Below are 14,899 nucleotides of genomic sequence, written 5' to 3'. Positions count from 1 at the left end.
GCAGGTTCAGCGCCCTTTTTCATGCGCGCCATCCCGGTAGGCAAGACAGTTGCACCCCAGAAATGCAAAACGCGCCGCCCTTTTCAGGACGGCGCGCAAACTCATGCATTGAAACGACCGACGCTTAGCTCAGCCGGCTGACCACGATGGTGACTTCCGGCTTTTTGCCGATCTCGTCATTGGCCGACTGGCGCACAGTGCGCTTGAGGCCCTCGTGCAGCTTGTCATCATCGCGCAAGGTCTTGGCGTTGGCGCGGCCAAGGAACTGGCCTAAATCCGCTTCCAAAATGTCGACCAGGGACGACTTTGACCGGCCCTGTTCGGGCAGGCCCATGGCATCCACCCAAGGATCACCCAAGGCTTCGTCATTTTCATCCATAATCACCGTCACGGTCACGTGCCCGTTCAGCGCCATGCGAATCCGGTCGCGCACGACCCCATCCATCGCGCCGATCTGTGTCGAGCCGTCAAGATAAGTGCGCCCGCTTTCGACATATTCCGCGACCTTGGGTTCATTGCCGGACAGGTCGATCATCATGCCGTTCACGGCCAGAACGCCCTTCATCCCCTTGCCATTCGCGATCTTCACATGCTCGCGCAGGTGACGGTGCTCGCCGTGCATCGGGATCAGGATCTGCGGCTTAACCACATCATGCAATGTCTCAAGATCGGGACGGTTCGCGTGGCCTGACACGTGGTAAAGACCCGAGCTGTCATCGACGATATCAACGCCCATCTCGGAAAACGCGTTCATCACCTTGATCACGCCACGCTCGTTGCCGGGGATGGTCTTGGACGAGAACAGGAACATGTCCCCTTCCTTCATCTCAAGCCCCATATACTTGCCGCGCGCCAGTTGGGCCGATGCGGCACGGCGTTCGCCCTGCGATCCGGTCACCAGCAACATCAGGTTTTCCCGTGGTACGCCGCGGGCATCTTCGGGGCTGATGACGGGTGGAAAGTCTTTCATGACGCCCGATTCAAGCGAGGCTTCGACCATCCGCTTCATCGCACGTCCCAGCAGGACGACAGACCTCCCCGCCCGCTCGCCCGCATCAGCAAGTGTTTTGACCCGCGCCACGTTCGACGCAAATGTCGTTGCGACAACCATGCCTTGGGCCGTTCCAAGCAGTTTCTCGATCTCTGGCCCAACGGTCGCCTCTGACCGGCCGGCGTTCAACGAAAACACATTGGTACTGTCACAGATCAGCGCCTTGACGCCATCCTTGGACACATCGGCCCAGAGGTCAGGGTCATAGGCTTCGCCTACGCCCGGCGTCATGTCGATCTTGAAATCACCCGAGTGGATCAACCGGTCACCCGCAACGTCGATCACCAGGGAAGACGATTCAGGGATCGAATGGGACATCGGCAAGAAGCCCACCGTAAACGGACCAACGGTCGTTTGAGTCGGCCATGGTGCAACGGTCGTGACCGCGTCATCGGGATGCCCGTGCTCGGACATCTTGCGCTTGCAGATGTTGGCGGTAAATTTCCGCGTATAGATCGGCGCGCGCAAACGGTCATAGGTATGTGCAATCGCACCCACGTGGTCTTCGTGGGCGTGCGTGATAAAGATCGCTTCGATCTGGTTGCGACGCTCTTCCAGCCAGGCGATATCGGGGATGATCAAATCCACGCCCGGGCTGGTGTCCATGTCAGGAAAAGCCACGCCAAGGTCGACAACAATCAGTCGTTCCTTGCCGGGCTTCCCATAGCCATAAACATAGGCATTCATGCCAATTTCACCTGCCCCCCCGAGGGGCAGATAGATCAATCTTTCGCTGCTCATATGATTAAGCGGTGTCCTTGTTATAATTATAAATCACGGTCAAACCGTGCATTGTCAGATCATCTTGGTAGGCATCGAACAGGTCCACTGCCTGTTGAAACAACGGGGCCAGCCCGCCGGTGGCGATCACACGCATATCGCGTTCACGCTCCGCCTTTATCCGCGCACATATCTCACGAACGAGCCCGACATAACCCCAAAAAATACCCGATTGTATGCAGGCCACGGTATTTGTGCCGATAACAGCCTGCGGTTTCGAAATATCAACATGAGGTAAGGCCGCAGCGGCATTATGCAATGCCTCAAGGCTCAAATTCACGCCGGGCGCGATCACGCCGCCAATATAGGCCCCGTCGGATGCCACGACATCAAACGTCGTCGCGGTCCCGAAATCCACCACGATCAGGTCGCCGCCAAAAAGGTCAAATCCGGCCACCGTATTCACCAACCGGTCCGGCCCCACGGCCGTGCCAGCATCCACGCGCACATCAACCGGCAATTTACACTCCGGCTTGCCCACCACAATGGGTCGCGTGTTGAAATACCTGTCCGCAAGAACACGCAGGTTGAACACCACCCGCGGCACGGTCGAACTGATAATAACATCGGTGATGTCCGCCTCGACCTTCTGGAACCGCATCAGCGTGCTCAGCCAGACGTAATACTGGTCCGCCGTGCGCTGCCATTCGGTTGACGTCCGCCACGTCCCGATAAATTGCGTCCCGTCCCAAATGGAAAAAACAGTATTCGTATTCCCGCAATCAATCGCCAAAAGCATGGAACGGCCCTCCCTCAGGCTTTAGAAAAAAACATCTGCCGCAGTGATCGGCACCCGTCCCTTGGGCGTACGCAGGATCAAACTGCCGCTTTCATCAACGTCCTCAAAGATCCCACGGGTTTCCTCGCGCATCGTTCTTGCAACGATTTCTTCCCCCAACCGCGCGGCATGGACCAGCCAAGCGGTGCGGATCGGGGCGAAACCAAAGGTCTGAAACTGGGCTTCCAATGGCGCATATTCAGATGCCAAAGCATCCAGAAATGCTGAAGTAGATACCGAGATACCAGTTTCACCAACCAGCGAAACAGGCCGCAGGGCTCCCGCCTCCACCTGATCCGCACCCGGCGCATGGGCCAGGTTCACGCCGATCCCGATCGCCAAATGGTCCCCGGTCGTCTCAAGCAGGATGCCTGCAACCTTGCCACCATTCAGCAAAACGTCATTCGGCCACTTCAATGCAAAGGCCCCGTCGTCTCCGGTCACCCGTACGAAAGCGCGCCGCAACGCCAACGACGCGATGAAACTTCGCAACGCTGCTACCCCCGGAGCCTCCGCCCGGCGCATCATCAGTGTCGCTGCGAAATTCCCCTTTGGCGTGGCCCAGGACCGCCCGCGGCGGCCGCGGGCTGCTGTCTGCTCATCAGCCAGAATCCAGACCGGTCCGGTCAAGTCGGGCGCACGCCGCGCCGCCTCACTCAACGTGGAATCAACTGTCCCGAAAAAAAGTCGCTCGTAACCTTCCGGCCACGACGCCCCTTGCTTCTCTGGCTTAAAACTATCCCCGCCGGAGGCTCCCTCGCTCACGGGGTCCACCATCTGATCAGTTCACCAGCGCCGCCGCTGCAGAAGTCGCAGCACCTTCGACGCCGAACAATGTCGCAACGCCGACCACCATGATCACCGCTGAGGCAACCAAAAACGCAGTCAGCAAACCACCCTTGCTGCTGTCCAGACTGTCCTTACCCTCTGCCCCAAAGTACATCAGAAATACGATCCGCAGATAATAGTAGGCACCAATGGCCGACGCGACGGCACTTGCAGCCACCAGCCACACCAGCCCTGCATCCACACCCGCCTGCCACACGCCAAACTTGGCGAAGAAGCCCAGCATCGGTGGCACGCCGGCAAGCGAGAAAAGCAGCACCAGCATCGCCAACGCTTTCCCCGGTGCCCGTTTGGAATACATGTTCAGCGCGGAAATGTCGGTCACCGGTTGACCGTCCTTCTGCATGCTCAGGATAAAGGCGAATGTCCCGATGTTCATGGTCACGTATATCGCCATGTAGATCAGCATCGCCTTGACCCCAAGGGCCGTACCAGCAGCCAGACCGATCAACCCATAGCCCATATGGGCAATCGACGAATAGGCCATCAGGCGTTTGATGTTGGTCTGGCCAATGGCCGCAATCGCACCCAGGAACATCGACAGGACAGACAGCAACGCGACAACCTGGCTCCAATCTCCCACGGCATTGCCGAAGGCATCATGCAGCACGCGGGCGAACAGACCCATGGCCGCAACTTTCGGCGCAGTCGCGAAAAAAGCCGTTACTGGCGTGGGGGACCCTTCGTACACATCCGGGGTCCACATGTGGAACGGGACCGCAGACACCTTGAACGCAAGACCCGAAACCAGGAAGACAATCCCGAACAGCAGGCCGATCGATGTTTCGCCAGACTTCGCAACCGTCATGATCCCTGCAAACTGGGTTGTGCCCGCATAGCCATAGACCAGCGACGCGCCGTACAGCAGCAAACCCGAGGACAACGCTCCCAGCACGAAATACTTCAGGCCGGCTTCGGTCGATTTCACACTGTCACGGCGCAAGGATGCGACGACGTATAGCGCCAGGGATTGCAGCTCAAGTCCCATGTAAAGCGACATCAGATCGCCCGCGCTAACCATCATCATCATGCCGACAACGCTAAGCGCGACCAGAACCGGATATTCAAACCGCAGCAGGCCGCGCGACTTCATATAGGCCTCGGACATCATAAGAACCGCCGCGGCGCTCAATAAGATGGTGACCTTGGCAAAACGGGCAAAGCCGTCTTCTATAAACAAACCGTTAAACGCGATCCGCGTAGTTGCCGGGCCCGCCATGCCAATCCAGATCGCCAACAGGACCATAACGGCCGAGGTGGCCCAGACCAAAGCTCCAGCCAGTCCATCCTTGGACGTATAAACCGCGACCAGTAGCGTAAATATCGCAAACAGCGACAGAACGATTTCTGGCAGGATGACATTCAGATCAGCGGAAATCATCGCGCGGTCCTTTATTCTGAGGCCATCTGGACTGCGGCACCTGCCGCCTCCAGGGCCGTATCATAGCTTGCAACAAGGGCGGTCACTGACGGCCCAATAATATCGAGAACCAAGGCAGGGTAGATGCCCAAAAGCAGGGTCATCACAACCAACGGCGCAAAAATCCAACGTTCGCGGCCGGACATGTCGGTGATCGTCTTCAGGCTTTCCTTGATCAGATCGCCCATCACGACGCGGCGGTAGAGCCACAAGGCATAGGCAGCCGAGAATATAACACCGGTGGTGGCAACGGCTGCGACCCAGGTGTTGACCTGGAAGATAGCCATCAAGGTCAGGAATTCCCCCACAAAACCAGACGTGCCGGGCAGGCCCACATTGGCCATGGTAAAGAACATGAACACCAGGGCATATGCCGGCATCCGGTTTACCAATCCGCCATAAGCATCAATCTCGCGGGTGTGCATCCGGTCATAGATCACGCCAACACACAGGAACAGCGCAGCCGAGATAAAGCCGTGGCTGACCATCTGGAAAATCGCGCCATCCAGCCCTTGTTGATTGAAGGTAAAGATACCCATGGTCACGAAACCCATGTGGGCCACCGACGAATAGGCGATCAGCTTTTTCATGTCCTGCTGCACCAGAGCGACCAGCGATGTATAGACGATCGCAATCGCCGACATCCACAACACCCATGGTGCAATAACATCGGACCCGACCGGGAACATCGGCAGCGAAAAGCGCAAGAAGCCATAGCCACCCATTTTCAGCAAGATAGCAGCCAGCACGACCGACCCCGCCGTCGGAGCCTGGACGTGGGCATCAGGCAACCAGGTGTGAACCGGCCACATCGGCATTTTAACCGCAAAGCTGGCGAAGAAGGCGAGGAACATCAGCGTCTGCATACCGCCGACGACTGAGATCCCCGCAACCGTGAATGTCTCGGACGCGAATGTGTTGGTCAAAAGACTGACCTCGCAGCCGCCGATACAGGTGGTGCCGGCATCCGCGTACATTGCGACCATGGCAACCAGCATCAGGACCGATCCGAGGAACGTGTAAAGGAAGAACTTGAAGCTTGCGTAGATCCGGTTCGCCCCGCCCCAGATGCCGATGATCAGGAACATCGGGATCAGGCCAGCCTCGAAGAAGAGATAGAACAGCACCAGATCAAGCGCCATGAACACGCCCAGCATCAGGGTTTCAAGCAGCAGGAATGCGATCATGTATTCCTTGACCCGCGTGTCCACGTTCCAACTCGCCGCGATCACAAGCGGCATCATGAAGGTGGTCAGCATCACGAACAGGATCGAAATACCGTCCACACCCATGCGGTACTGAAGGCCCATGATCCAGGTCGCTTCATCGACGAACTGGAAGCCCGTGTCGGCCGGATCAAAGTCAAACAGGATGAACAGCGAAATCAGGAACGTCACCGAAGTGGAGATCAGCGCCAGCCATTTTGCATTGCGCGCCGCTGCTGCGTCGTCCCCGCGCAGGAAGACGGCCAGGATCAGTGCCGCAAAGCTCGGCATAAAGGTGATGATGGAAAGCAAGTGATGGTCCATTAGTTAGCCCCTCCGCTCATCGTCATCCAAGTCACCAGAATTGCGATTCCGATCACCATGGCGAAGGCATAGGTAAAGATGTAGCCCGATTGCGCACGCCCCGCGAGGCGCGTCAGGAACGGAATGATGCCCATGGCGATGCCGTTGAGCGTGCCGTCGATGACATTCCCGTCGCCGCGCTTCCAGAAGAAACGACCGATGGCCGAAGCGGGTTTGACGAAGATCACGTTATAGATCTCGTCAAAGTACCACTTGTTCAACAAGAAGAGATACAACGGGCGCTGGTTTGCCGCGAGGCGGGCCGGCAATGTCGGATTCCAGACGTAGAACCAAAGCGCCATCAGCAGACCGCCGACCATCGCGATGAACGGGCTGACCTTGACCAGCCAATGCACCGCATGGGCGTCTTCAAGGACCGTATTGTCGGGACCGAAGTAAATTGCGCCTTCACCGGGCTTGCCACCAAAGCTGGGGCCGTGATGAGCATCATCCCCATGCGCAGCGTCGGAATCTGCAGCGCTGTGATCCGCGTCAGCAGCGGCTGCACTTTGATCTTCGCCAGATGCGGCAGCACTGTGACTGTCTTCAGCGCCCTCGACCTTGGCATCCCCTGCAGCAGCCATTTCCGTCATCGGAATGCCGTAGAATTCACCGACATCCTCGGCGTGGCCAAAGAAGCTGTTGTAAAACACCATGCCCGAGAACACCGCACCCAGGGCAAGAACGCCAAGCGGCACCAGCATGACCATAGGGCTTTCATGTGCGTGATCATGCGTATGCTTGTCGCCGCGCGCTGTCCCGAAGAAAGTCATGAACATCAAGCGCCAGCTGTAGAAACTGGTCATCGCGGCGGCAATTACCAGCATCCAGAACCCGTAGGTGGACCCACCCGCCCAAGCGCTCTCGATGATCGCGTCCTTGGACAGGAAGCCTGCAAAACCGAAATGGGTCAGCGGAATACCGACGCCCGTGATGGCCAGCGTGCCGATCATCATCGCCCAGAATGTATAGGGGATCTTTTTGCGCAGACCGCCGTAATTGGTCATGTCCTGCTCGTGGTGCATTGCGTGGATAACTGATCCGGCCCCAAGAAACAGCATCGCCTTGAAGAAGGCGTGCGTCAGCAGGTGGAACATCGCGGCCGAGTACATGCCGACGCCGGCGGCGACGAACATATAACCCAACTGGGACATGGTCGAATAGGCGATGACCCGTTTGATGTCGTTCTGGACCAGACCGATGGTGGCGGCGACAAATGCGGTCGTCGCGCCAAGGAATGTCACGAACATCATCGCTTCGGGCGCAAATTCCATAAGCGGGGACATGCGGCACACAAGGAAAACACCGGCGGTTACCATCGTCGCGGCATGAATCAGCGCCGACACAGGGGTCGGACCTTCCATCGCGTCGGGCAACCATGTGTGCAGGAACAGCTGAGCTGACTTGCCCATGGCCCCCACAAACAAGAGCAATGCGATCAGGTTGGCTGCGTTCCAATCAGCCCACAGGAAATGAAGCGTGGTATCGGCCAGATCGGGCACAGCAGCAAAGACGTCGTCGAACTTGATACTGTCGGTCAGGTAGAACAGCGCGAATATACCAAGGGCAAAGCCGAAGTCACCCACGCGGTTGACGACAAACGCCTTGATCGCGGCCGCATTGGCCGATGGCTTCTTGTAGTAAAAGCCGATCAGAAGATAGGACGCGACGCCCACACCTTCCCAGCCAAAGAACATCTGGACCAGGTTATCGGCGGTCACCAGCATCAACATCGCAAAAGTGAAGAACGACAGATAGGCAAAGAACCGGGCGCGATAAGGTTCGCTGTCCTTGAAATTTTCGTCATGGGCCATGTAGCCGAAGGAATACAGGTGCACGAGGCTGGACACGGTGGTGATCACGATCAGCATGATCGCCGTCAGGCGATCCATGCGGATGGCCCAATCCGTCGACAGGCTGCCGCTTTCGATCCAGCGCAAAAGCTGGATATGCTCGGTCACGCCGTCAAACGTGATAAACACGATCCAGCTGAGGAACGCGGACAGAAACAGCATGCCCGTGGCAAAATATTGGGCAGGCCTTTCGCCGATCAGCTTCCAGCCAAAACCACTGATCAATGCGCCGACAAGTGGCGCGAACAGAATGATGCTTTCCATGATCCTAGCCCTTCATCACGTTGACATCTTCAACTGCAATCGTACCCCGATTGCGGAAGAAGCAGACCAGAATGGCCAGACCGATGGCAGCCTCGGCCGCGGCAACAGTCAGAACGAACAAGGTGAACACCTGGCCCACCAGATCCCCGAGGAAATGCGAGAATGCGACGAAGTTGATGTTCACCGCCAAGAGCATCAGTTCAATCGACATCAACATGATGATGATGTTCTTGCGGTTCAGGAATAGCCCGAAAATGCCAATGACAAACAGCGTCGCCGCCACCGTCAGGTAATGTTCAATGCCGATCATGTCGTCCCTCGGTTCTGTGCCCGTTTCAGGCGTTCTTTAGTCTTTGGCACCCAAGGTTTCCACCCCGATCCCGCGTCTTGTGCAAAGTTGTTGCCCGCCACCGCGCGCCCCATGTCCCCTTGCCAAGAGGCTATCCTTGATATCCGAAGAGACCTTTAAAGGCCCTGCCCCGGCTTCACATCGTTCAACTTCATCGCCAGTTTCGGATCGCGCATCATCTGGGCCACCACATCCTGACGTTTGACATCAGGGCGATGGCGCAGGGTCAGCACGATGGCCCCGATCATCGCCACCAGCAGGATCAGACCTGACAACTGGAACAACAAGAAATACTCGTCATACAGGATCAGACCCAAAGCGGCCGTATTCTGCACATCGTCGGTCACGACATGTGCGCGCAATCCTTCGGCAGCAACGTTCGCATCCCATGCACCAAAGGCCATGACGAATTGCATCAGGATAATAAGCCCGATCAGCAAGGCCAGCGGCATGTAACGGGCCATCTCGGCCTTAAGCTCGGCGAAATCAACGTCCAGCATCATGACGACAAACAGGAACAAGACCGCGACCGCGCCCACATAAACGATGATCAACAGCATGGCGACGAATTCGGCGTTCAGCATCACGAACAGACCGGCCGCGCTGAGGAACGCAAGAATAAGCCAAAGCACCGAATGCACCGGATTGCGGCTGATTACGGTGAAAAGCCCACCCGCGATCAAACACGTCGCGAACAGGTAAAATGCGAAAACGCTCATGCGTCACCTTCCTTGTCATCCAACACGCCCTGCGCGATCTGCATCGCGAGGGTCATCGCGGGAATACCGGCAAAAACCGCCATCTGCCCGATCGTTTCAATCACTTGCTGCTTGTGCGCGCCCGCTTCGACCGCGTGGATCACAGCCTGCCGCAGCGCCACTTCGTTTTGTGCGCCCTGCATCGTCAGCCCCGCAATCGTAAGCAGCAACCGCGTCTTGGCATCCAACCCGTTGGGGTTCATCGTGTTGCCAAACAGCGTTTCCATGATGTCCTTAGGCATCTTGCCCATCATCGCCTCGAACCCTTTTGGCGAAAAAGCACCCATCGCCGGAAAGGCCTTGGCCGCTTCCTGCATCTGCCGCATCATTTCTTCAAAGGGGTTTGGCGTATCGGTCATCTGTAAGGTGCATCCAGTTCAAGATTTCGCGCGATCTCGGCTTCCCAGCGGTCACCGTTTTCGAGAAGCTTGGCTTTATCGTAATACAGCTCTTCGCGGGTCTCGGTCGAAAATTCGAAATTCGGGCCCTCGACGATGGCATCCACGGGGCAAGCTTCTTGGCAGAACCCGCAGTAGATGCACTTGGTCATGTCGATATCATAACGCGTCGTGCGGCGGCTGCCATCATCACGCGGTTCCGCGTCAATGGTGATCGCCTGAGCGGGGCAAACCGCTTCGCAGAGCTTGCAAGCAATACAGCGCTCTTCTCCATTGGCATAGCGGCGCAGTGCGTGTTCACCGCGAAAGCGGGGCGACAAAGGCCCCTTTTCGTGGGGATAGTTCAACGTCGCCTTGGGGGCAAAGAAGTATTTGAACCCCAGCTTCATGCCTTGGTAAAAATCCTGCAAAAGGAAGTACTTAGCGTGACGGGTATAGTCGATGTTAGCCATATCAGCCTCCCATGCCCCAGCGGGCATACGCGCCCCAGAACCAGTCGAATTTTGCCGCGAAGGCCACGAAGACCACCCACACCAGCGAGAATGGAAGGAAGACTTTCCAGCCCAGACGCATCAGTTGGTCGTAGCGGTAGCGCGGCGTGATAGCCTTGACCATCGCGAAGAGGAAGAAGAAAATCGCCATCTTGCCAACCATCCAAAGCACGCCATCAGGCAGGCCGGGGATTGGCGACAGCCAGCCACCAAAGAACATCAGGGACATCAGCGCGCACATCAGGAAGATCGCGATGTATTCGCCTGCCATGAACAACAGGAACGGCGTGGCCGAGTATTCGACCTGATAGCCGGCAACCAATTCTGATTCCGCTTCCGGAAGGTCAAAGGGCGGACGGTTGGTTTCAGCCAAGGCCGAGATGAAGAACAGGAAAACCATCGGGAAATGGGGCAGCCAGTACCAGCTGAAGAAACCGTAAGGCCCGGACTGCGCAGCAACGATACCGCTGAAGTTCAACGAGCCGGAGGAGATGATCACACCGATGATGATCAGACCCAAGGACACTTCATAAGAAATCATCTGCGCGGCGGACCGCAACGACCCAAGGAAAGGGTATTTGGAGTTCGACGCCCACCCGCCCATAATCACGCCATACACCTCAAGCGAGGAAACGGCGAAGACAAACAGGATCGCGACGTTGATGTTGCTGAGGACCCAACCGTCATTGAAGGGGATCACGGCCCAGGCCAGCATCGCCAGAACAAAAGAGGTCAGAGGTGCCAGCATGAAGACAGTGCGATCGGCACCAGCGGGAATGACCACTTCCTTGACGACGTATTTCAGCGCGTCGGCCACGGTTTGCAGCAGGCCGAATGTCCCGACCACGTTCGGACCGCGCCGTAGCTGAACCGCAGCCCAGATTTTACGGTCGCCGTAGACCAGAAACAGCAGCGAGATCATCACAAAGGCAACGACCGCGAGGGTCTGCGCCAAGATCAGAACGGCAATGCCGCCAGGAGTGTTAAAGAATTCAGCCATAGGTCCTCACACCGTCGGAATGCCACGTTCCATGCAGTTTTGCACGGTCACTTCGGCATCAATTGTCTTCAAGCCCCGTGGCAGGCTTGGCGAGATGGTGTAAACAGCATCTGCGCGCCAGACGCCACCCACGATCTCAACATTTGTGCGCACGTGACGGGCAAATCCGAAGCCTCGGATCAAAGTATAGCGCGCCGCCGCACATTCAGCATAATCCGCCACATTTTCAGAAGAAAGTGCGTTGGTCATGGCCACATCAAACTGGACAAGATCCCCGTCCAGCAGCTTGGTTTCTACGCCTTGATAGTCGGGAATGAAATCATCTGCCAAGGGGGCGCGCGTTTCGCATCCCGCCAAGATCAGAGGAAGCATCATCCCCAAGACTCTCACTCCGCCGCCAGTGGTTTTTCTTGGCGGGCTTTGGCATTCTGCGAAAGCTCTGCCATCAGCTGGCTGGCACGGGCGATGGGGTTGGACAGGTAGAAATCCGCGATTGCCGGCTGGAACGCCGCATCGTCCATCTTGGATTGCGCCGCCGCCTGCCAGTCGTTTTCTGCAACCTGATCGACGTTGCCCAAATGGGGAACCTCGGCAACCAGCGCCTTGCGCAGCGCGGCAAGCGAATCAAAAGGCAGGGTCGCGCCCATTTCGGCGCTCAACGCGCGCAGGATCGCCCAGTTTTCCTTGGCCTGACCGGGGGCAAAGCTGGCACGGGCGGCAAGTTGTGGACGCCCTTCGGTGTTCACGAACAGCCCTGCTTCTTCTGTATAGGCGGCACCCGGCAGGATGATATCGGCGCGGTGTGCCCCGCGATCGCCATGCGAGCCTTGGTAAATCACGAAAGGTCCGGCGGGAATATCGCCCTCATCCGCACCGAGGTTGTAGATCACGTCGGCAGCCAGCACATCCACGATTCCACCTTCGGCCGTGGCACCGATGTCCATCGCGCCGACGCGGCCCGCAGCCGTGTGCAGAACCATGAACCCGGATTTCGTCGCATCGGCCAATGCCATCGCAGACGCCAGAACCGCAGCACCGTCTTCGCGGGCCAATGCGCCCATGCCGACGATGATCAGCGATGGCTTTTCGGTCATTTCGGAATGATCACGTTTCAGCAGATCTGTCAGAACAGAAGGACCATCGCCTAGATGCTCGTGGTCATAGGTCAGGTCAGCCGCAGGGCCGACGTGGCCGATGTCTGCGCCGCGCGCCCAAGCCTTGCGGATTCGCGCATTCAGAACCGGAGCTTCAACGGCGGGATTGGTACCGATCAACATGATCGCCTTGGCGCTATCGATATCTTCGACCGTCGCAGTTCCGACATAGCCAGACCGGTTACCGGCGGGCAGCTTTGCCCCGTCCGTGCGACATTCAACGACACCGCCCTGCCCCTTGACCAGCTGCTGCAGTGCAAAAGCCGCCTCGACCGGGACCAGATCACCGATCAGGCCAGCAACTTTCTTGTCCTTCATCGCAGCAGCCGCAGCGGCCAGTGCTTCGGGCCAGTCGGCTTTGCGCAGCTTGCCGTTCTCGCGAATATAAGGCGTGTCCAGACGTTGGCGGCGCAGGCCGTCCCAGACGAAACGTGTTTTGTCGGAAATCCATTCCTCGTTCACGCCATCATGGTTGCGCGGCAGGAAACGCATGACTTCGCGACCCTTGGTATCGACACGGATGTTAGACCCAAGCGCGTCCATCACGTCGATGGATTCGGTCTTGGACAATTCCCATGGCCGCGCCGTAAAGGCGTAGGGCTTGGACACCAAGGCCCCCACCGGACACAAGTCGATGATGTTGCCCTGAAGATTGGAATCGAGTGTCTGGCCCAAATAGGCAGTAATCTCGGCATCTTCACCGCGACCGGTCTGGCCCATCTGGTGAATGCCCGCAACTTCGGTGGTGAAGCGCACGCAGCGGGTGCAGGAAATGCAGCGCGTCATGTGGGTTTCCACCAGCGGCCCCAGATCAAGATCTTCGGTCGCGCGCTTGGGTTCACGGTAGCGGCTGAAATCGACGCCGTAGGCCATCGCCTGATCCTGCAGGTCGCATTCGCCGCCCTGATCGCAAATCGGGCAATCCAGCGGGTGGTTTATCAGCAGGAATTCCATCACGCCTTCACGGGCCTTTTTAACCATGGGCGAATTGGTTTTCACGACCGGCGGTTGGCCTTCGGGACCGGGGCGCAAATCGCGCACCTGCATCGCGCAGCTTGCCGCCGGCTTGGGCGGGCCGCCCACGACTTCCACAAGACACATCCGGCAGTTACCGGCAATCGACAGGCGCTCGTGGTAGCAGAAGCGTGGAATTTCCACGCCCGCTTCCTCGCAAGCCTGAATGAGCGTCATCGCCCCTTCGACTTCGACCTCTTTACCGTCAATGATGATCTTGCGGATATCGCTCATATGCTTATTTCGCTCTCAGTAACGAACCGATACGGCTCGATTTTTGGATTTCTGCGCGGCCTAGTGCACAATAGCTTTGTGGATCGGAAGTATCGACCCCATTTGCCTTTAAATATGCAGCCCCGCGTTTTTTCATGCGTGATTTTTCAGCATCGCTTTTCCGATAGGCATCAATCTCGGCATCCGAATAGCCCAAAGATTTTGCTGTATTCTGAATATCGTTCAAATATCCGATCGCGCGAAACATCCGCGCCGAAATATCCGGGCATTCCTTGCGAATCCTGTCGGCCAGACCCAGATCCAGCAGCGCGTCATCCACGGCCGCCACGTCACGCAGCGGCGGTTTGGCGGCGACAGGGGTGGCCAACATGCCCAAACTTATCAAGGCGATCATTACCTTACGCATCTTACTCTCCTCATGCAGGGGGCGGAGTGCCCCGTCCACACATGGGAACTGATACCGTTGTTATGCAATAACACCCCGAAATCAGTCTTTTGCACCCGGTATGTCGCGCAATCCGTCACGAAGGGCAAGACCCCTGAAACGTCAAACTGTTCTCAACTAGACGTAAATTCTCAGGTGGCGTGTCCGGCCCGACGACCCATTCGATGTCCGAACTGCCGTAGTTGCTGACGCAATAGACGGTCGCCTCGTAACGCGCGGCCTCGCGGGCCCCATCGATCGATTGCGAAGCGTTTTTGACCAGAAGCGTAAAAACGTCACGCTGGCCGTCGACCTTGCTGATCTTGGTGCTGAAATACTTGCCGTCAAAAGCGATCCGGTCTTCGCTTGCCGTACACCCTGCCAGCATCGCGGCCGCCGCACAAAATAGGATTATTTGCTTCATCTTGTTACTCCGCAGATCTGTTCCGGCATCCGTCACGTAGATTGTCTTAAATGCGCTTAACAAAACGCAGGATCACTGTCGTCCTTTTTGCGC

Annotated in this window: 15 protein-coding genes; all 15 read right to left on the bottom strand. The window is 57.4% G+C overall.

Annotated features, from left to right (window positions below):
• Positions 1 to 124: 124 nt before the first annotated feature.
• Positions 125 to 1,792, bottom strand: coding sequence for a ribonuclease J (locus tag RGAI101_RS01125; protein ID WP_008228901.1), 1,668 nt, complete (start codon positions 1,790 to 1,792; stop codon positions 125 to 127).
• Between the two features lie 4 nt (positions 1,793 to 1,796).
• The gene (locus RGAI101_RS01120; protein WP_008225706.1) at positions 1,797 to 2,570 is read right to left on the bottom strand and encodes a type III pantothenate kinase; all 774 of its coding nucleotides are present in this window, start codon (positions 2,568 to 2,570) and stop codon (positions 1,797 to 1,799) included.
• A gap of 21 nt (positions 2,571 to 2,591) precedes the next feature.
• A complete protein-coding gene (locus RGAI101_RS01115) occupies positions 2,592 to 3,386 on the bottom strand; it encodes a biotin--[acetyl-CoA-carboxylase] ligase (RefSeq protein WP_037227049.1) in 795 nt (264 codons plus the stop codon).
• Between the two features lie 4 nt (positions 3,387 to 3,390).
• Positions 3,391 to 4,836: an NADH-quinone oxidoreductase subunit NuoN gene (gene nuoN / locus RGAI101_RS01110; protein ID WP_008225852.1), complete on the bottom strand. Its 1,446-nt coding sequence runs from the start codon at positions 4,834 to 4,836 to the stop codon at positions 3,391 to 3,393.
• Between the two features lie 11 nt (positions 4,837 to 4,847).
• A complete protein-coding gene (locus tag RGAI101_RS01105; RefSeq protein ID WP_008226925.1) occupies positions 4,848 to 6,404 on the bottom strand; it encodes an NADH-quinone oxidoreductase subunit M in 1,557 nt (518 codons plus the stop codon).
• On the bottom strand, positions 6,404 to 8,560 hold the full coding sequence (nuoL, locus tag RGAI101_RS01100; protein ID WP_008225697.1) for an NADH-quinone oxidoreductase subunit L: 2,157 nt from the start codon (positions 8,558 to 8,560) through the stop codon (positions 6,404 to 6,406). Before nuoL ends, RGAI101_RS01105 begins: the two co-directional genes overlap by 1 nt.
• Positions 8,561 to 8,564: 4 nt before the next feature.
• Complete coding sequence (gene nuoK, locus RGAI101_RS01095; protein WP_008228949.1) at positions 8,565 to 8,870, bottom strand: NADH-quinone oxidoreductase subunit NuoK; 306 nt, start codon at positions 8,868 to 8,870, stop codon at positions 8,565 to 8,567.
• A 155-nt stretch (positions 8,871 to 9,025) separates the two neighbouring features.
• Positions 9,026 to 9,628 carry an NADH-quinone oxidoreductase subunit J gene (locus RGAI101_RS01090; RefSeq protein WP_008226733.1) on the bottom strand — a complete coding sequence of 201 codons (603 nt, stop codon included), beginning with the start codon at positions 9,626 to 9,628 and terminating at the stop codon, positions 9,026 to 9,028.
• The gene (locus RGAI101_RS01085) at positions 9,625 to 10,026 is read right to left on the bottom strand and encodes a carboxymuconolactone decarboxylase family protein (RefSeq protein WP_008226614.1); all 402 of its coding nucleotides are present in this window, start codon (positions 10,024 to 10,026) and stop codon (positions 9,625 to 9,627) included. The genes RGAI101_RS01090 and RGAI101_RS01085 overlap by 4 nt, the downstream gene beginning before the upstream one ends.
• Positions 10,023 to 10,517: an NADH-quinone oxidoreductase subunit NuoI gene (gene nuoI / locus RGAI101_RS01080; protein ID WP_008228434.1), complete on the bottom strand. Its 495-nt coding sequence runs from the start codon at positions 10,515 to 10,517 to the stop codon at positions 10,023 to 10,025. Before nuoI ends, RGAI101_RS01085 begins: the two co-directional genes overlap by 4 nt.
• Position 10,518: 1 nt before the next feature.
• Positions 10,519 to 11,556: an NADH-quinone oxidoreductase subunit NuoH gene (gene nuoH, locus RGAI101_RS01075; RefSeq protein WP_008227949.1), complete on the bottom strand. Its 1,038-nt coding sequence runs from the start codon at positions 11,554 to 11,556 to the stop codon at positions 10,519 to 10,521.
• A 6-nt stretch (positions 11,557 to 11,562) separates the two neighbouring features.
• Positions 11,563 to 11,931, bottom strand: coding sequence for a hypothetical protein (locus tag RGAI101_RS01070; protein WP_008227686.1), 369 nt, complete (start codon positions 11,929 to 11,931; stop codon positions 11,563 to 11,565).
• 11 nt (positions 11,932 to 11,942) lie between these two features.
• A complete protein-coding gene (nuoG, locus tag RGAI101_RS01065) occupies positions 11,943 to 13,958 on the bottom strand; it encodes an NADH-quinone oxidoreductase subunit NuoG (RefSeq protein ID WP_008226596.1) in 2,016 nt (671 codons plus the stop codon).
• Between the two features lie 4 nt (positions 13,959 to 13,962).
• On the bottom strand, positions 13,963 to 14,364 hold the full coding sequence (locus RGAI101_RS01060; protein WP_037227046.1) for a DUF5333 domain-containing protein: 402 nt from the start codon (positions 14,362 to 14,364) through the stop codon (positions 13,963 to 13,965).
• Between the two features lie 115 nt (positions 14,365 to 14,479).
• Positions 14,480 to 14,806 carry a hypothetical protein gene (locus RGAI101_RS01055; protein WP_037227043.1) on the bottom strand — a complete coding sequence of 109 codons (327 nt, stop codon included), beginning with the start codon at positions 14,804 to 14,806 and terminating at the stop codon, positions 14,480 to 14,482.
• Positions 14,807 to 14,899: the final 93 nt, after the last annotated feature.

Source organism: Roseobacter sp. GAI101, assembly GCF_000156335.1.
Classification (GTDB): Bacteria; Pseudomonadota; Alphaproteobacteria; order Rhodobacterales; family Rhodobacteraceae; genus Sulfitobacter.
This window is presented reverse-complemented; position numbering and strand designations above follow the sequence as displayed.